23 protein-coding genes are annotated in these 16056 nt (G+C 64.1%); 17 read left to right on the plus strand and 6 right to left on the minus strand.

Features of this window, described 5'->3' with window-relative positions; all coding sequences use genetic code 11:
* Positions 1–62 precede the first annotated feature (62 nt).
* The 3 genes from FJ978_RS22895 to FJ978_RS22905 all read left to right on the plus strand — a co-directional run bounded on the left by FJ978_RS22895 (position 63) and on the right by FJ978_RS22905 (position 2281).
* The gene (locus tag FJ978_RS22895; protein ID WP_140574227.1) at positions 63–1157 is read left to right on the plus strand and encodes a hypothetical protein; all 1095 of its coding nucleotides are present in this window, start codon (positions 63–65) and stop codon (positions 1155–1157) included.
* A 111-nt stretch (positions 1158–1268) separates the two neighbouring features.
* The gene (locus FJ978_RS22900) at positions 1269–1880 is read left to right on the plus strand and encodes a nucleoside triphosphate hydrolase (RefSeq protein WP_140574229.1); all 612 of its coding nucleotides are present in this window, start codon (positions 1269–1271) and stop codon (positions 1878–1880) included.
* A gap of 92 nt (positions 1881–1972) precedes the next feature.
* Positions 1973–2281, plus strand: a complete 309-nt coding sequence (locus FJ978_RS22905) for a hypothetical protein (protein WP_140574307.1) — start codon at positions 1973–1975, stop codon at positions 2279–2281.
* Between the two features lie 24 nt (positions 2282–2305).
* Here the strand turns inward: FJ978_RS22905 and FJ978_RS22910 are convergent, their stop codons facing one another.
* From FJ978_RS22910 to FJ978_RS22920, 3 genes are all read right to left on the minus strand, one after another.
* Entirely contained in the window at positions 2306–3010 is a 705-nt protein-coding gene (locus FJ978_RS22910) for a glutathione S-transferase N-terminal domain-containing protein (protein ID WP_140574231.1), read from the minus strand.
* A 223-nt stretch (positions 3011–3233) separates the two neighbouring features.
* Positions 3234–4442, minus strand: coding sequence for a beta-ketoacyl-[acyl-carrier-protein] synthase family protein (locus tag FJ978_RS22915; protein ID WP_140574233.1), 1209 nt, complete (start codon positions 4440–4442; stop codon positions 3234–3236).
* A 4-nt stretch (positions 4443–4446) separates the two neighbouring features.
* The gene (locus FJ978_RS22920; protein ID WP_013891779.1) at positions 4447–4701 is read right to left on the minus strand and encodes an acyl carrier protein; all 255 of its coding nucleotides are present in this window, start codon (positions 4699–4701) and stop codon (positions 4447–4449) included.
* Between the two features lie 283 nt (positions 4702–4984).
* On the opposite strand from FJ978_RS22920, the gene FJ978_RS22925 reads away from it, so the two are divergent.
* From FJ978_RS22925 to FJ978_RS22945, 5 genes are read left to right on the plus strand one after another with little or no spacing between them, the layout of a single operon-like run.
* The gene (locus FJ978_RS22925) at positions 4985–5746 is read left to right on the plus strand and encodes an urease accessory protein UreD (RefSeq protein ID WP_246678187.1); all 762 of its coding nucleotides are present in this window, start codon (positions 4985–4987) and stop codon (positions 5744–5746) included.
* Between the two features lie 28 nt (positions 5747–5774).
* On the plus strand, positions 5775–6077 hold the full coding sequence (locus FJ978_RS22930) for an urease subunit gamma (protein WP_013891781.1): 303 nt from the start codon (positions 5775–5777) through the stop codon (positions 6075–6077).
* 10 nt (positions 6078–6087) lie between these two features.
* A complete protein-coding gene (locus FJ978_RS22935; RefSeq protein ID WP_013891782.1) occupies positions 6088–6342 on the plus strand; it encodes a DUF1272 domain-containing protein in 255 nt (84 codons plus the stop codon).
* Positions 6343–6375: 33 nt separating this feature from the next.
* Complete coding sequence (locus FJ978_RS22940; RefSeq protein ID WP_140574237.1) at positions 6376–6963, plus strand: HupE/UreJ family protein; 588 nt, start codon at positions 6376–6378, stop codon at positions 6961–6963.
* 6 nt (positions 6964–6969) lie between these two features.
* Positions 6970–7275: an urease subunit beta gene (locus FJ978_RS22945; protein WP_023765529.1), complete on the plus strand. Its 306-nt coding sequence runs from the start codon at positions 6970–6972 to the stop codon at positions 7273–7275.
* A gap of 80 nt (positions 7276–7355) precedes the next feature.
* On the opposite strand, the gene FJ978_RS22950 is transcribed toward FJ978_RS22945, so the two are convergent.
* Complete coding sequence (locus tag FJ978_RS22950; RefSeq protein ID WP_023765528.1) at positions 7356–7850, minus strand: hypothetical protein; 495 nt, start codon at positions 7848–7850, stop codon at positions 7356–7358.
* Positions 7851–7964: 114 nt separating this feature from the next.
* Positions 7965–8339: a hypothetical protein gene (locus FJ978_RS22955; protein ID WP_013891786.1), complete on the minus strand. Its 375-nt coding sequence runs from the start codon at positions 8337–8339 to the stop codon at positions 7965–7967.
* Positions 8340–8503: 164 nt separating this feature from the next.
* Here FJ978_RS22955 and ureC point away from each other — a divergent pair, with 164 nt between their 5' ends.
* The 9 genes from ureC (at position 8504) to FJ978_RS23000 (ending at position 15404) form a co-directional block, all read left to right on the plus strand.
* A complete protein-coding gene (gene ureC, locus FJ978_RS22960) occupies positions 8504–10219 on the plus strand; it encodes an urease subunit alpha (protein WP_181176662.1) in 1716 nt (571 codons plus the stop codon).
* A 190-nt stretch (positions 10220–10409) separates the two neighbouring features.
* Positions 10410–10898 carry a DUF29 domain-containing protein gene (locus FJ978_RS22965; protein ID WP_140574241.1) on the plus strand — a complete coding sequence of 163 codons (489 nt, stop codon included), beginning with the start codon at positions 10410–10412 and terminating at the stop codon, positions 10896–10898.
* A 59-nt stretch (positions 10899–10957) separates the two neighbouring features.
* Positions 10958–11551 (plus strand): hypothetical protein, encoded by a 594-nt coding sequence (locus tag FJ978_RS22970; protein ID WP_013891789.1) that lies wholly within the window; start codon positions 10958–10960, stop codon positions 11549–11551.
* A 45-nt stretch (positions 11552–11596) separates the two neighbouring features.
* Positions 11597–12202 (plus strand): glutathione S-transferase family protein, encoded by a 606-nt coding sequence (locus FJ978_RS22975; RefSeq protein WP_013891790.1) that lies wholly within the window; start codon positions 11597–11599, stop codon positions 12200–12202.
* Positions 12199–12810 carry an urease accessory protein UreE gene (locus FJ978_RS22980; protein WP_140574243.1) on the plus strand — a complete coding sequence of 204 codons (612 nt, stop codon included), beginning with the start codon at positions 12199–12201 and terminating at the stop codon, positions 12808–12810. The genes FJ978_RS22975 and FJ978_RS22980 overlap by 4 nt, the downstream gene beginning before the upstream one ends.
* Positions 12803–13474 carry an urease accessory protein UreF gene (locus tag FJ978_RS22985; RefSeq protein ID WP_140574245.1) on the plus strand — a complete coding sequence of 224 codons (672 nt, stop codon included), beginning with the start codon at positions 12803–12805 and terminating at the stop codon, positions 13472–13474. Before FJ978_RS22980 ends, FJ978_RS22985 begins: the two co-directional genes overlap by 8 nt.
* Positions 13471–13911: a DUF3995 domain-containing protein gene (locus FJ978_RS22990; protein ID WP_140574247.1), complete on the plus strand. Its 441-nt coding sequence runs from the start codon at positions 13471–13473 to the stop codon at positions 13909–13911. Before FJ978_RS22985 ends, FJ978_RS22990 begins: the two co-directional genes overlap by 4 nt.
* Entirely contained in the window at positions 13908–14549 is a 642-nt protein-coding gene (ureG, locus tag FJ978_RS22995) for an urease accessory protein UreG (RefSeq protein ID WP_140574249.1), read from the plus strand. The genes FJ978_RS22990 and ureG overlap by 4 nt, the downstream gene beginning before the upstream one ends.
* 87 nt (positions 14550–14636) lie before the next feature.
* On the plus strand, positions 14637–15404 hold the full coding sequence (locus FJ978_RS23000) for a class II aldolase and adducin N-terminal domain-containing protein (protein WP_140574251.1): 768 nt from the start codon (positions 14637–14639) through the stop codon (positions 15402–15404).
* Positions 15405–15416: 12 nt separating this feature from the next.
* Here the strand turns inward: FJ978_RS23000 and FJ978_RS23005 are convergent, their stop codons facing one another.
* A complete protein-coding gene (locus FJ978_RS23005; RefSeq protein ID WP_140574253.1) occupies positions 15417–16049 on the minus strand; it encodes an HAD family phosphatase in 633 nt (210 codons plus the stop codon).
* Positions 16050–16056 lie beyond the last annotated feature (7 nt).

A 16056-nucleotide genomic window follows, 5' to 3' on the forward strand; every position in this document is an offset into this window, starting at 1 on the left:
ACGCTTGCGCAAGCCGCGCCGAACGGGTTCTGGTTGCGGCTTCAGAATCGGGTGAGCGCGCAATGGACATCAGCACGATCAAGGCCAGGGGCATTTCGGTTTCGCTCGATCTCACCGTCGGCCACATCGCCGACATGACCGTCGATGGCGACGGACGCCAGTTGAAGCCGCTGCATCGCGCGCCCTGGGTCGACGCCGGCGAGACCTTGCCGATGGACCTGCCGCAAGGCACGGTTCGCCTGTCGGGGGATTTCCTCTGCGCGCCGTTTTCGCGCAGCGATGTCGAGGATGCGCCGCTGCATGGCTGGCCGGCCAACAGCGCCTGGGACATCACCGAAAGCAGCGCCACGGACGGCGGCCGGCGCGCCGTTTTCCGGCTGCGGCACACGGTCATGGGCGCCAGCGTCGACAAGATCCTCACCCTGCGCGACGGCCATCCCTTCCTCTACCAGGAGCACGTGTTTTCCGGCGGCCATGGCGCGATTTCCGTCGCCCATCACCCGATGACGGCGATGAAGGGCGGCGGCAGGCTGGCCTTTTCGCCGAAGCGCTTTGCCGCGACGCCGGCCGACCCGATGGAGCCTGATCCCGCACGCGGCCGCTTCATGCTGGCCTATCCCGCGCGGTCGGCCGACCTCGGCCATTTTCCTGCCGCCGCCGGCGGCACGCGCGACCTGACGGACTACCGCATGGATGACCGGCGCGAGGATTTCGTCACCCTGGTCGAGGCCGACCATGGCGGATCGGGCTGGACAGCACTGGCCCGCAAGGCCGAGGGCGACCTGGTGCTGGTATTGAAGAACCCGGCTGAACTGCCTGTAACCATGCTGTGGCTGAGCAATGGCGGCCGCGACTACGCGCCGTGGAGCGGCCGCCATCTGGGCGTGCTCGGCATCGAGGATGGGCGCGCCGCTGTCGGCCACGCCGCCTCGATCGGCGACAACTGGCTGAAACGAGAGGGCGTGGCGACCGCCTTTGCGCTCGGCGACAGCTTCTCGTTTCGCCATGTCATCGGCGCCATGCCGCTGCCGGGTGGCGAACCGCCGCAGGAGGTTGTCACGACGGATGGCCGCATGCGGCTGTCGGCCGGCGGCTCGACATGGGACGTGCCGTTCGACAGCGATTTCCTACGCATCGGCCGGCCTGCCGCGGCATAGGCACGAGATTGCGCAACGGCAGGTTTGAAATTTCCGCCGACTGTCGCCAAAATGCGGCGGAAATATCGTGCCTATCATCAGGGCCGAACCATCAGGGCAAGTGAGGCTCCCATGTCCGAAATCGCTCACCTCGCCGCCACCATCTTCAAGCGCGCCGGCAAGGCAAAGCGCTTCATCGTCGCCATTGCGGGGCCGCCGGGAGCAGGCAAGTCGACATTGTCGGCGAGCCTGCACGACCTTTTGCCGGAAGGAGCCGTGGAAGTCGTGCCGATGGACGGTTTCCACTATGACGACGTCGTGCTCAACGCGCGCGGCCTGCGCGCGCGCAAGGGCGCGCCGGAAACCTTCGACTTCGCCGGTTTCGAAACCCTGCTGAAGCGCATTCGGGCCGGCGAGGCCGATATTGCGATTCCCGTCTTCGACCGCGGCTTGGAGCTGTCGCGCGCCGCCGCGGCGATCGTCGGCACCGAAACCAAGTTCATCCTGGTCGAAGGCAATTACCTGCTGCTCGACGAGGAGCCGTGGTCTCGGCTGGCGCCGCTGTTCGATTACTCGATCTTCGTCGACGTGCCGCGCAACGAGCTCGAGCGCCGCCTGATGGAACGCTGGCACGAGCATGGCCGCTCCGATGCCGATGCGCGCGCCTGGATCGCCTCCAACGACATGCCGAACATCGAACGCGTGCTGGCTCGGCGCCGGGCGGCCGACCTGGTCATTGGTTAACCTGCTTAATTTTCGGTATTCTTTGACGGGAACCTTAAGAGTTTCGCGCCGTTATGCCTCAGAACCAGTTTGTGTGGCGTGAGGGATTTTGCATGGCAACCAAGGCTAGAAAACCCGCAAAGACGAAACCCGCGAAGGCAACGCAAGCGAAAGCCGGTGCTGGCCCCGCGGTGGCCGAACGCTCAAAAGACGCCAAAGGCGCTTTCGGCAAGGCGGCGCCTAGAAAAGTGGTCCCGGCCGCGAAGACGGCCAGCCCGCGCAAAGCGGCGCCGAACAAAGCCGGTGCCGTTCGAACAGCAGCGAATGTCGCCGCAGGTGCGGTGGTTGCAACCGCCCGCGGGGCCGCCTCGCTTGCCGCCTCCGTGATCGGCAAGGGCAGTTCGAAGGCGAAAGCGAAGTAGCAGGCAGCAGGGCGGCAGTCCGCCTCAAGCCTTTCCCGGAATGGTCAGGCCCTTTTGCACCGCCGGCCGTGCCAGGCCACGCTCCAGCCATGCCGCTACATTGGCGAAATCATCGAAACCGACGAGGTCGCGGGCTTCATAGAAGCCGATCAGGTTGCGCACCCAGCCGAGCAGCGAGATGTCGGCGATGGTGTAGTCGTTGGCCATGATCCATTTGCGGCCCTTCAGCCTGGCGTCGAGCACACCGAGCAGTCGCCGCGATTCGTCGCGATAGCGCTCCAACGGACGCTTGTCGGCGATCTCGCGGCCGGCGAATTTGTGGAAGAAGCCGACCTGGCCGAACATCGGACCGACCGAAGCCATCTGGAAGAACACCCACTGGATCGTCTCGTAGCGGCGCGCGGCGTCCACGGGCATGAGCAGGCCGGTCTTTTCGGCGAGATAGAGCAGGATGGCGCCGGATTCGAACAGGCCGATCGGCTTGCCGTCCGGGCCATTGGGATCGATGATCGCCGGTATCTTGCCGTTGGGGTTGAGCGCCAGGAATTCCGGCGTCCAGCTTTCGTTCTGGCCGATATTGATCCAATGCGGTTCGTAGGGCAGGCCGATCTCTTCCAGGGCGATCGATATCTTCACCCCGTTCGGCGTCGTGGCCGAATAGAGCTGGATCTGGTCCGGGTGCTTGGCCGGCCAGCGCGCGGTAATTGGAAAGGCGGACAGGTCGGCCATGGTGAACTCCTGAATGGGGATGCGCGAAAGCGCGGTGCTGGCGGGTCCGCAAAGAATTAGGCGCGCGGCCGGGTGTGATCAATATGGCGGCGACGGTTTCGCCACGACGGACCGTCAACCGGACCGGACGGAGCGCCACCGCCGGTGGCATTCCGAACCATCGGCAGGTCGTGACCGCTGGGGTGCGGTGGTGACCGCAGGGATGCGGTGGTGACCGCAGGGATCAAACGGCCTTGAAGGCCAGCACCGCGTTGGTGCCGCCAAAGGCAAAGCCGTTGCTGATCGCGGCGCGCACCTTGCGTTCGCGGGCCACATTCGGCGTCACGTCGAGGTCGCAATCGGGATCGGCCTCGCGGAAATTCGCCGTCGGCGGTACGACACCTTCGCGGATCGCCATGACGCAGGCGATCATTTCCAGTCCGCCAGAGGCGCCTAGGCAATGGGCGTGCATCGACTTGGTCGAGGAGACCGACAGCTTGTAGGCGTGCTCGCCGAAGACGCGCTTGATGGCGGTGGTCTCGATCTGGTCGTTGGCCTTGGTGCCGGTGCCATGCGCGTTGAGATAGTCGATGTCCTCGGGATTGAGCCCGGCATCGGCCAGGCAGAAGCGCATCGCGGCTTCCGGGCCCTCGATGGTCGGCGCGACGATGTCGGACGCGTCGGCCGACAGGCCGGTGCCGGCGATTTCGGCGAGGATGGTGGCGCCGCGCGCCGTCGCATGTTCATAGCTTTCCAGGACAGCCATGCCGGCACCCTCGCCCAGCACCAGCCCTTGGCGATCGGCCGAGAACGGCCGGCACGTGTCGGGCGACAGCACGCGCAATGCCTCCCAGCCCTTCAGCACGCCCCAGACCAGCGGCGCATCGGTGCCGCCGGCCACCATGACATCGGCGCGGCCGAGCCTGATCTGGTCGACCGCCGAGGCGATTGCGTGGTTGGCCGACGAGCAGGCCGAAGTGACGCCGAACACGGGCCCACGCAGGCCAAGGTGCATGCTGACCTGGCCGGCGGCGGCACCCGGCATGACCCGGGGCACGGTGAAAATGCCGGCGCGATTCTTGCCCTCGACCAGGATGGCGCGATAGTTCTCCTCGACCGTCTCGAACCCGCAGACGCCGACGCCGACAATGGTTCCCATGCGATAGGTGTTGTCGGCGTGGGGGGCCAATCCGGACTGTTGCAGGGCTTCGCGCGCCGCAATCACCGCCAGCAGGCTGAAACGGTCCATCGACACCAGTTGCTTGCGCTCGATGCCGTGATCGGGCAGCGCCTTGACCTCGCAGCCCGTCCTGACCTTCAGGTCGTGCAGGGAATGATTTTCGATCGGGCCTATCGCCGAGCGGCCGGCGCGCATCTCGCCCCAGATTGCCGGCGCATTGGTGCCGAGCCCGCATAAGCCGCCAAGGCCGGTGATGACGACGCGTTTCAGCATTCGGTCAGGCTTTTTTCGCGATCAGCGCGCGAACGGCCTCGACCATGTCGCCAACGTTCTTCAGATTGCTCCAGGCGTCGACCGTGTTCATCTCGATCTCGATGCCATATTGCTCCTCGAGATCGAAGATGATCTCCGTCAGCTCCAGCGAATGGATGCCGAGCGCCGTCAATTCGGTGGCGGTGGTGATTTCCTCACCGCCCGGCTCGGCATGGGCCTTGATCTTTTCGATGATTTCCGTTGCCAGTTGGTCGGCCATTCGGTTTCTTCCCCACTTTTTCGTTTCCCGACGCCAACTGAACAGCGCCTTTTTGTCCTCGATATCAGGCCGCGATTGTCGCCTTCTACCCCCGCCAAGCATCGCATGACCGCACCAAGGTGGCTCCCTCTATAGAAACGGAAACGCTATCAAGCAACAAGCTATATGTCGACAAAACCGCCGCAGTGCTTAACCTGGCGGCGTGGACACGATCGAATATATGAAGTTTTCAGGCCAACCGGCCCAGCGAGCCGCTGGCTTGGCGCAGCTTGGCTGCGCCAGCATGGATGGCCGCACGCGGCTGCGCCGCCTCTATCAGGACGGCTCCGCCAAGATAAGGCTGCCGGCCGTTTCGGCCGGACCGCTGGAAGCAGTGCTGATCAACACCGCCGGCGGGCTGACCGGCGGCGACCGCCTCGGATGGGACGTGGATGTCGGCGCAAATGCCAGCGCTGCGATAACCACCCAGGCCTGCGAGAAGGTCTATCGCGCCGCGTCCGGCCGCGCCGAGGTGTCGATAAAGCTGACCGTCGGCGAAAACGGCCGTATTGCATGGTTGCCCCAGGAAACCATCGTCTTCGACCGGGCGGCCTTTGCCAGGACATTGGATGTCGAACTTGCCGCAGTGGCCGAGGCGCTGCTGGTGGAGGCAACGGTCTTTGGCCGCCTGGCAATGGGCGAACGTGCCGCGCACGGCAATTTCCACGACCGCTGGCGCGTCCGTGGCAATGGGTCCCTCATCCATGCCGAGGATTTCCGCATCGGACCCGACATCGCCGCGATCCTGGGCCGTCCGGCCGTCGCCGGCGGCGCGATCGCGGTGGCAACGCTGCTGCTGGTGTCGCCACGGGCAGAGGCGCTGCTCGATCCGGTCCGGGAGATCATCGGCGATCAGGGTGGCGCCAGCATCTGGAGCGTAGGGACATCTGGCAAGCTTCTTGCGAGGCTTTACGCCGAGGACGGCTACCAGTTGCGCCGGCGGCTGGTTCCGCTCGTCGGATTGCTCAATGGAGAGGCGGGACTGCCCAAATTATGGTCACTGTGATTCTGTTCGCATCATTTCAGGCAAACGCATGAACCTGACGCCAAGGGAAAAGGACAAGCTGCTGATCGCCATGGCGGCAATCGTGGCACGCAAGCGGCTGGAGCGCGGTGTCAGGCTCAACCATCCGGAAGCGATCGCGCTGATCACCGATTTCGTCGTCGAAGGCGCCCGTGACGGCCGCCCGGTCGCCGAGCTGATGGAGGCAGGGGCGCATGTCGTCAGCCGCGCCCAGGTCATGGAAGGCATCGCCGAGATGATCCATGACGTGCAGGTGGAGGCGACCTTCCCCGACGGCACGAAACTGGTGACCGTGCACGAACCCATCAGGTGAGGAGACCGGAATGCTGGATCTGCGTCCAAACTGCGAATGCTGCGACAAGGACCTTCCGCCGGAGGCGACGGACGCGTTGATCTGCACCTTCGAGTGCACCTTCTGCGCCGACTGCGCGGAAGGCGTGCTGGGTGGCGTCTGCCCGAACTGCGGCGGCAATTTTTCCGCCCGGCCGATCCGTCCCGCCGCGATGCTGAAGAAATACCCGGCTTCGACCAAGCGCGTCCTCAAGGCCGAGGGCTGCGGCCCGCGCAAGGCCGCGTGACCCCTGCGACACCGCAAACGAAAGGCAAGTAGAATGATCCCCGCCAAACGCCTGTGCCTCTCGGCGATCCTGCTCCTGGCCGCCGCCATGCCGGCCTATGCCCATGTCGGCATCGGCACGACGTCCTCCTTCACCGCCGGCTTCATGCACCCGCTCTCCGGCCTTGACCACATGACGGTGATGATCGCGGTCGGACTATGGGCGGCACTCAAGGGCGGCAAGGCGATCTGGGCCTGGCCGGCGTCTTTTGCCGGCGTCATGCTGGTGGGCGGCGCACTCGGCATGCTGCACATGCCGCTGCCGTTCGTCGAGCCGGGCATATTGGCGTCGGTCGTGGCGTTTGGGCTGCTGGTGGCGCTGGCGATCGATCTCCCGGTGTCCACGGGCGCCGTCATCATCGCCCTGTTCGCGCTGTTTCACGGCCATGCCCATGGCACCGAAGTGCCGGAGAATGCCGGCGGGCTCGAATACATGGCAGGCTTTGCCGTCGCCACCGTGCTGCTCCATGCCACCGGCATTGCCGCCGGCCTCAGCCTCGGCCAGAGGTTCCGCGGCCTGGCCCGCATCGCGGGCGCGGCCTGCGCGGCGATCGGCGTCGGCCTTGCCTTCGGCATGGTGTGACATCCAATGATCCCCGGCGAAATCATCCCCGCACAAGGCGACATCGAACTCAACAAGGGCTTGGCGACCATCACCCTGAAAGTCGCCAACAGCGGCGACCGGCCCGTCCAGGTCGGCAGCCACTACCATTTCTTCGAAACCAATGAAGGGCTGAAGTTCGACCGCGAACGGGCACGCGGCATGCGCCTCGACATCGCCGCCGGCACCGCCATGCGCTTCGAACCGGGCCAGGAACGCGACGTCACGCTGGTGCCGCTCGGCGGCAAGCGCGAGGTCTATGGATTCCAGCAGAAGGTGATGGGCAAGCTGTGAGATCGGTGGGATCTCATGCGTGGTGCGCCAAGATGGCGACAGGCTTCGGGGCAAGCGTGAGAGCACACGGTGCTTTCAGCTCAGCCGGGCGGTTTGGCGGCCGCGTAGATGACGATCTTTCCGGGATCGTCGAACTCGACGGCAAGGACGTCCTCGGCCAGCACGCGCCGCGAATCGATGGCATTGAAGAGCAAGGCGTTGGCCTCGATCTCCTTGCGCAGCTCCGCCACATCGTCCTGATGCTGCCGAACCTTGTTCTCGATGACCGGCGGCGGGCCGCCTTCGCTGCGCGCCGCATCGGTGAGGAAGACGATGTCGACCTTGTCGAGCTTGGACGTCTTGCGCACGGTGCTGATGTTCTCACGCGTGCGGTCGATCGCCGAACTGACTTTTCCAATTTCCGCGGTGGCCTTGGCCTCTTCCTGATTGACCTGCGACCCGACGATCCTGTCGACGGTCTCCGGGCTTTCGAGGCTCTGCGCGTTGAGCACCGCCTGGGGGATGCTTGCCGCGAGAAAGGCCGCCGCCGCAAACGCATGCGGCCATCTGGCATCGGGCAGTATCGTGACGGTCATCGCTCGCTTTCGTGGTTCGTTCCAACCTCTGGGAAACGAAACGCTTCCAGCCTTGCCACGGTTCCCTTCACGATGCGCCCGGCGGACCGGATGCCGGCCCGCCAGGCCGGATCGTCAGCTGGCTTTCTTGGTGATCAGGGTCAGCGCGCCATTGGGCTCCATGCTGGCCGCGACCACTTGCGCGGAGGTCATTCCCTTGGCCTCCAGCGCGGATTTGACCTTGGGCGTGGCATCGATCGAGCTGCGCAGTTTCTTCAGGCCGTCATCGCCGCGCTGGGCGATCACCTGGTTGACCTGCGTCTGGGTGTCCTTCGGCAACTCGGTGATGTCGACGATGTTGACGCTCTGGATCGCCGGCGCGGCCTGCTGACCGCCAGGAGCCGGCGCGGCCGGCGCCTGGGCGGGCTGTTGCGCAGGTTGCTGCTGGGCACTGGCGGCGCCCGCCAGCGTCAGGGTGGCGGCGGCTGCAAGAACTATCGCTTTGCGCATGGATCTTCCTTCCATCGATTTGGCAAACGGTCGTTTTGGGGTGACCCCCCAACCTCAACCGCCAAATGGGATCAGAAGGTGTCGCCCAGCGGGTCATTGCATGACCATTGGATGGCGACAATGTGCAAGCCGGCTTCAACCGCACCGCAATTCGGGAGCAATCGCTGATGGCCAGAATCACCCGTGCCGCCTATGCGCAGATGTATGGCCCGACGGTCGGCGACAGGGTGCGGCTTGCCGACACCGAACTCTTCATCGAGGTCGAGAAGGATTTCACCATCCATGGCGAGGAGGTGAAATTCGGCGGCGGCAAGGTCATCCGCGACGGCATGGGCCAGAGCCAGGTTTCCCGCGCCCAGGGCGCGGTCGACACGGTCGTCACCAACGCACTGGTGATCGACGCCAGCGCCGGCATCTTCAAGGCCGATATCGGCCTCCGGGATGGCCGCATCGCCGCGATCGGCAAGGCCGGCAATCCGGACACGCAAGATGGCGTCACCATCATCATTGGCCCCGGCACCGAAATCATCGCCGGCGAGGGCAAGATCCTGACCGCCGGCGGCTTCGACGCGCATATCCATTTCATCTGCCCGCAGCAGATCGAGGAAGCGCTGATGTCAGGCATCACCACCATGCTCGGCGGCGGCACCGGCCCCGCGCACGGCACGCTGGCCACCACCTGCACGCCGGGACCATGGCACATGGCCCGCATGATCCAGTCCTTCGACGCCTTTCCGATGAATATCGGCCTGTCGGGCAAGGGCAACGCCTCGCTGCCGGCGGCATTGGAAGAAATGGTGCTGGGCGGCGCCTGCTCGCTGAAGCTGCACGAGGACTGGGGCACGACGCCGGCGGCCATCGACTGCTGCCTGTCGGTGGCCGATGATCATGACGTGCAGGTGATGATCCACACCGACACACTGAACGAATCCGGCTTTGTCGAAAACACCGTGGCGGCGATCAAAGGCCGCACCATCCACGCCTTCCACACCGAAGGTGCGGGCGGCGGCCACGCACCCGACATCATCAAGGTCTGCGGCCTGCCCAACGTCATCCCGTCCTCGACCAATCCGACGCGGCCCTACACGGTCAACACGCTGGCCGAGCATCTCGACATGCTGATGGTCTGCCATCATCTGTCGCCGTCGATCCCCGAGGACATCGCCTTTGCCGAAAGCCGCATCCGCAAGGAGACGATCGCCGCCGAGGACATCCTGCACGATATCGGCGCCTTCTCGATCATCTCGTCCGACAGCCAGGCCATGGGCCGCGTCGGCGAAGTGGCGATCCGCACCTGGCAGACTGCCGACAAGATGAAGCGCCAGCGCGGTTCACTGCCGCAGGAGACCGGCAACAACGACAATTTCCGCGTCCGCCGCTACATCGCCAAATACACGATCAACCCGGCCATCGCACATGGCCTGTCGAAGGAGATCGGCTCGATCGCGGTGGGCAAACGCGCCGACCTGGTGCTGTGGAACCCGGCATTCTTCGGGGTGAAGCCGGACATGGTGCTGATCGGCGGCATGATTGCCGCCGCCCCGATGGGCGACCCCAATGCCTCGATCCCGACGCCGCAGCCTATGCATTACCGGCCGATGTTCGGCGCCTATGGCAAGGCCAGGACCAACTCGTCGGTGACCTTCGTTTCCAAGGCAGCGCTCGGGTCGGGCCTGCATGGCCGGCTCGGCGTCGACAAGCAGTTCGTCGCGGTGGAAAACACCCGCGGCGGCATCGGCAAGCATTCGATGGTGCTCAACGACGCCACGCCGCATGTCGAGGTCGACCCGGAAACCTACGAGGTCCGGGCCGATGGTGAATTGCTGACCTGCGAGCCGGCAACGGTGCTGCCGATGGCGCAACGGTATTTTCTGTTTTGATGTCAGCGGTTTTGGTTGAAAGTCATGAACTTGGTGAATTGCGTCTGAATCCACAGCGCGTAGTGTGATGCGCAAAAGCGCACGCGCTATGTCCAGTGCGAAGCCAAGATGGTTCGTCAGATTGCCAATCGCATCCGTGCCCCCTGCTTCCAACTTGGAAATTCGGGGCCATTGGAGCAATATAGGCTGCATGAACAAGATTTTTCGCAAACAGCAATTGACGCCCTACGAGGCGGACTATGCTCAGTGGTGCGCCGAGCAAGGCGCGCTGTTGCGCGAAGGTCGTCTGTCCGATCTTGATCGCGAGAATCTCGCCGAGGAGATCGAGAGCTTGGGGCGGAGCGACAAGAGGGAAATTGCGAGCAGGCTTGGCACCTTGATCCTGCATTTGCTCAAATGGGAGTTTCAGCCCGAGCAGCGCAAAACCGGATGGCTGCTCACAATCCGTGAACAGCGATATCGGATTGAAAATCTGCTCGACGAAAGTCCGAGCCTGAAAGCGTATCCGGCGCAGATGCTCGGACGAGAGTTCAAGATAGCAAGGTTAAAGGCGCTGGACGAAACCGGCTTGAGCGATCGCGATTTTCCTGTTGATTGCCCATTTACAATCAGGGAAATTCTGGACCATGGCTATTTTCCAGGCACGCCGTGGTCTTCGGATAAACTTATTCGCGAGTAGCCGCGAAGTGGCCCGTCGCAAATATTTCATCCCGTCGTGAGCATTGTTATTATCCGCCGATGGCCACCGAAATAGCCTCTCCCCACGACATCTTCCCGCATATCCGCATCGTCATGGGCATGGTGATCGGGCTTGGCGTCGCCCGCCTGCTGTCAGGGGTGGCGCGCATCGTCCAGCATCCGGGCCAATACCGGCTCTATCCCGTGCATCTGGCCTGGGTCGCTTCGGTGCTGTTGATGCTGGTGCATTTCTGGTGGTGGGAGTTCGGCCTCTACGCCATCGAAACGTGGACCTTCGGCAAATACCTGTTCATCATCTTCTACGCGATCACGCTGTTCCTGCTGTGCGCGCTGCTGTTTCCGGATTCGATGCTGGACTACACCAGTTACGAGGATTTCTTCTATTCGCGCCGCGCCTGGTTCTTCGGCCTGCTGGCGGCGACCTATCTGCTCGACGTGATCGATACGCTGCTGAAGGGACCGGAGCATTTCGCCCGCTTCGGCAACGAATATCTGTTCCGCACGCCGGTCTTCGTCGCGTTTTGCATCGCCGCGATCCTGGTGCGCGATCGCCGCTTTCACATCGCCTTTGTCACGGCGGCGCTGATCTATCAGATATCGTTCATCCTGCGGCTCTTCGACACGATCGTATGACCAAGGCGCATGGTCTAGAGTTCAGAGGAAAGGCAGAGTCCAACCATGTACAAGGCCGTCGGATCGCGCGGATCCCGGGTCAGCCGCGTCCTCTGGATGCTTGAGGAGCTCGGGGAGCCCTATGAATTCGTCGCGGTTCATCTGCGCTCGCCGGAAGCCTATGCACTCAACCCCTCGGGCAAGGTGCCGATCCTGATCGATGGCGAATTGACGGTGACGGATTCGGCCGCGATCTGCGTCTATCTGGCCGACAAACACGCGGACAAGGGCATGGGCGCCAATCCGGGCATTGCCGGCCGTGCCGAAATGGATTCCTGGATGCATTTCGCGCAGAGCGAGTTCGAGGCGCCGCTGTGGAACAAGCTGCGCCATCGCTTCCTGCTGCCGAAGGAAGTTCGGGTCGATGTCGGTCCCGCCGCGACCTATGATTTCATCTCGGAGCTTCAGGCGCTGGATCGCCGGCTTGGCGACAAGCCCTTCGCGCTCGGCGACCGGTTTTCCGCCGTCGACGTGATGTTGGGCGATATGGGCGGCTGGGCCCGCGCCGGAAAATTCCCGATCGAATCCGAGCGCGTCAACGCCTATTTCGACCGTGTCTTGGCGCGCCCTGCCCGTGCAAAGGCGCAAGCTAACGGAGGCTCCATGAAATGAAGCTCAATCTCAACACCGACTTCACCAAATTCCCACGTGCTGTCTCGGTGCTGCTTGCCGGCATGGCCGGAACCACTGCACCATCGGGCCGTGCGGTTCTGGCCCATGACGAGCGTCATCTGCGCCGTCGCGCCATCGAACTTGCCGACGGCAGCAAGGTGCTGGTGGACCTGCCCGAGCCTGTCGCTCTCAACGACGGCGACCGGCTGGTGCTGGAGGATGGCGGCCATATCGAGATCGTCGCGGCGCAGGAGGACGTCTATGACGTCCGAGCCCGCGACGCCGTGCATCTGACCGAGCTTGCCTGGCATATCGGCAACCGTCACCTCGCGGCGGGCATCGAGGCGGACCGCATCGTCATCCTTAGCGATCATGTCATCAAGGTGATGCTGGAGGGGCTCGGCGCCACCGTGCGCGAGGTCTCCGAGCCGTTCAAGCCGGTGCGCGGCGCCTATTCAGCGCACAGTGGTGCCCATGGTCACGATCACGGCCATCACGCGGAGGCGCATACTCACAGCCACTCGGAGGCGCATTCGCACGCACACGGCGAACAGCATTCCCATTCCCACAGCCATTCCCACGACGGTCACCACCACGACCATGACTGACCAGCCCTCCAACATCGCCCTGCTGCGGCTGATGGCGTGGCTGTCGCCGGCCTTTCCGATCGGTGGCTTTGCCTATAGCCACGGTCTGGAGCGCGCGGTGCATGACGGGCTGGTGGCCGATGCCGCAAGCCTCGCCGGATGGCTGGAAACGCTGGTCGAAATGGGTTCGGGCTGGAACGATGCCGTGCTGTTCGCCGAGAGCTGGCGCCGCGCCCACGACGCCGGCGATCTCGTCGAAGTGGCCGCGCTCGCCGAGGCGCTCGCCGGTTCGCGCGAACGCCACACCGAGACCATGCTGCAAGGTACCGCCTTCATCAAGGCCGCATCGGCCTGGCCCAATCCCGTGCTGGAGCGCTTGCCGGCCGAATGCGCCTATTGCATCGCTGTCGGGACCATCGCCGGCGGCAATGGCATTGCGCTGCGGGACGCGCTGTCCGCCTTCCTGCAAGCCTTCTTCTCCAACCTTGTCCAGGCGGCGATCAGGTTGGGTGTCGTCGGCCAGACGGAGGCAACAGTGCTGCTCGCCGGCTTCGAGCCGCTGGCCCTGGCAACCGCTGCCCGCGCCGCCAGTTCCTCGCTCGACGATCTCGGCGGCTGTGCCTTCGTCTCCGATGTCATGGCGATGAAGCACGAAACCCAATATTCGCGGCTGTTCCGCTCATGATCGTTCTCGCCTTCGTCCTTTCATTCGTCCTGCTGCTGATCACGGCGCTGCATGTCTATTGGGGCATTGGCGGCATCTGGCCGGGCAGGGATGCCAGGTCATGCGCGCATGCCGTCGTCGGTTTTCGCGGCGTCGATGAGATGCCGACGCCGTTTGCCAGCTTCGCCGTTGCCGCCTGTCTCGCCCTGGCAACGTTGTGGCCGCTGGCGCTGATTGGCTTTTTCGCATCGCCCTTCCCAAGGGAAGGCCTCGCCGCCACCGCGCTGCTCATCGGGCTGGTGTTTGTCGGGCGCGGCATTGCCGGCTTCACGCCCTGGTGGCGCCGGCTGACCCCCGAGCAGCCCTTCGCGCGGCTCGATATAAGCTATTATTCGCCGCTGTGCCTGTTGATCGGGCTCGGCTTCGCAGTCCTTGCCATCACGGAGTTCCCGACATGACCCAGGCTAACGGTCCCCTTCGCATCGGTATTGGCGGCCCCGTCGGCTCGGGCAAGACGACGCTCACCGAAAAACTCTGCAAGGCGCTGCGCGATGAATTCTCCATCGCGGTCGTCACCAACGACATCTACACCAGGGAAGACGCCATGATGCTGGCGCGGCTGCAGGCGCTGCCGGAGGACCGCATCGTCGGTGTCGAGACTGGCGGCTGCCCGCACACCGCCATCCGCGAGGATGCCTCGATCAATCTGCAGGCGATCGCCGAGCTCAACCGGAAGTTTCCCGATCTCGATATCATCTTCATCGAATCCGGTGGCGACAACCTTGCCGCCACCTTCTCGCCGGACCTTGCCGACCTGACGCTCTACGTCATCTCGGTCTGCCAGGGCGAAGAAATCCCGCGGAAGGGCGGGCCGGCGATCACCCGCTCCGATTTCCTCATCATCAACAAGAGCGACCTGGCGCCCTATGTGAACGTCAACCTCGACGTGATGGAGAGCGACGCCGGCCGCATGCGCGGCAAGCGCCCGTTCGGCTTCACCGACCTGTCGCGCGGCAAAGGGCTGCAGGAGGTCATCGATTTCATCGTCGAGCATGGCGGGCTGAGGGCCGGCACTGCCGCCAGTACGGCGGCCTGACCGGCAGCCGCCTCTTCCTGCACCAACCGAAACCCGTTGCGGGCGGACGTGGGTCGCGGCATTCTTGGCAAAACCGGAGGATTTTCGATGAGCATCGCCCGCCTGAAGAAGGAACCGCTGACCAACCTGCCGTTCTACGAAGAGCGCGTCGATCTCGCCTGCGCCTTCCGCTGGACGGCGCGGCTCAACATGCATGAGGCGGTGGCCAACCATTTCTCGCTGGCGGTCAACGAGGACGGCACGCAATTCCTGATGAACCCCAACCAGGTGCATTTCTCGCGTATCAAGGCGAGCGACCTTTTGATGATCGACGCTAACGATCCCGACACGCTCACGGGGCCGAACGCGCCCGACCCGACGGCCTGGGGCCTGCACGGCGCCATCCATCGCAATGTCCGCCACGCGCGCTGCGTCATGCATGTCCATTCTATCCACGCCACGGTGCTGGCCTCGCTCGCCGATTCCCGCCTGCCGCCGATCGACCAGAATTCGGCGATGTTCTTCAACCGCCATGTCGTCGACGCCCATTATGGCGGGCTGGCCTTCGAGGACGAGGGCGAACGCTGCTCGCAGCTTCTGACCGACCCCAAGGTCAAGGTGATGGTGATGGGCAATCACGGTGTGCTGGTCATCGGCGATACCGTGGCCGATGCCTTCAACCGCATGTTCTATTTCGAGCGCGCCGCCGAGACCTATATCAAGGCACTATGGACCGGCCGGCCGCTGCGCACGCTGTCCGACGCGATCGCCGAGAAGACGGCGAGCGAAATGGACGACTATCCCGGCCAGGCCGAGCGCCATCTCAGCGAACTGAAGGCGATCCTCGACGAGCAGGAACCGGTCTACCGGAACTGAGCCTCTGAGAAATCAGAGCCTAAGCTCTCTGCGTAGCTCCTCGGCGCTGTTGATGACGACGGCGCCGGGCGGTCCTTCCATCGGCTTCTCCGGCCAGAAGATCGTCTTCATGCCCGCCGCCAGTCCCGCCAGGGCGCCCGGCCAGCTGTCGTCGATCGCCACGGCGTGCGCGGGATCGACATCGGCGAGATAGGCGGCGCGCAGGAAGGGTTCGGCGTGCGGCTTGCCTTCGCGTACGTCGTTGCGGCTGATCGTCTTCATGCCCGGATAGGTCAGCCCGACCATGCGCAGATTGGCATCGACGATCATCCGGTCCGAATTGGACACCACGGCCTGCGCCACGCCCTTTGCCCGCAACTCGTTGAAAACCTCGATCGCGCCGGGGCGCGGCTGCAAGCTTTCGACAAGCGGCAGATAGTGTTCGTATTTGTGGACGATCCATTCGTCGAAGGGAAGGTCCAGGCCGAACTCGTCGCGCATCATCTCGTAGACCGGCCAGGCGGCAACGCCGAGCACCCGCTCATGCAAATCATCAGGCGGTATCAGACCGGCATTGCGCATCGCCGCCACGAGGGCTGCCTCATGCAGTGGTTCGCTGTCGACCAGCGTGCCATCCATGTCCCAGAAAACCGCTTTCGGTGTCATGCAGCGC

Origin of the sequence: Mesorhizobium sp. B1-1-7, assembly GCF_006442705.1 — a bacterium.
Classification (GTDB): Bacteria; Pseudomonadota; Alphaproteobacteria; order Rhizobiales; family Rhizobiaceae; genus Mesorhizobium; species Mesorhizobium opportunistum.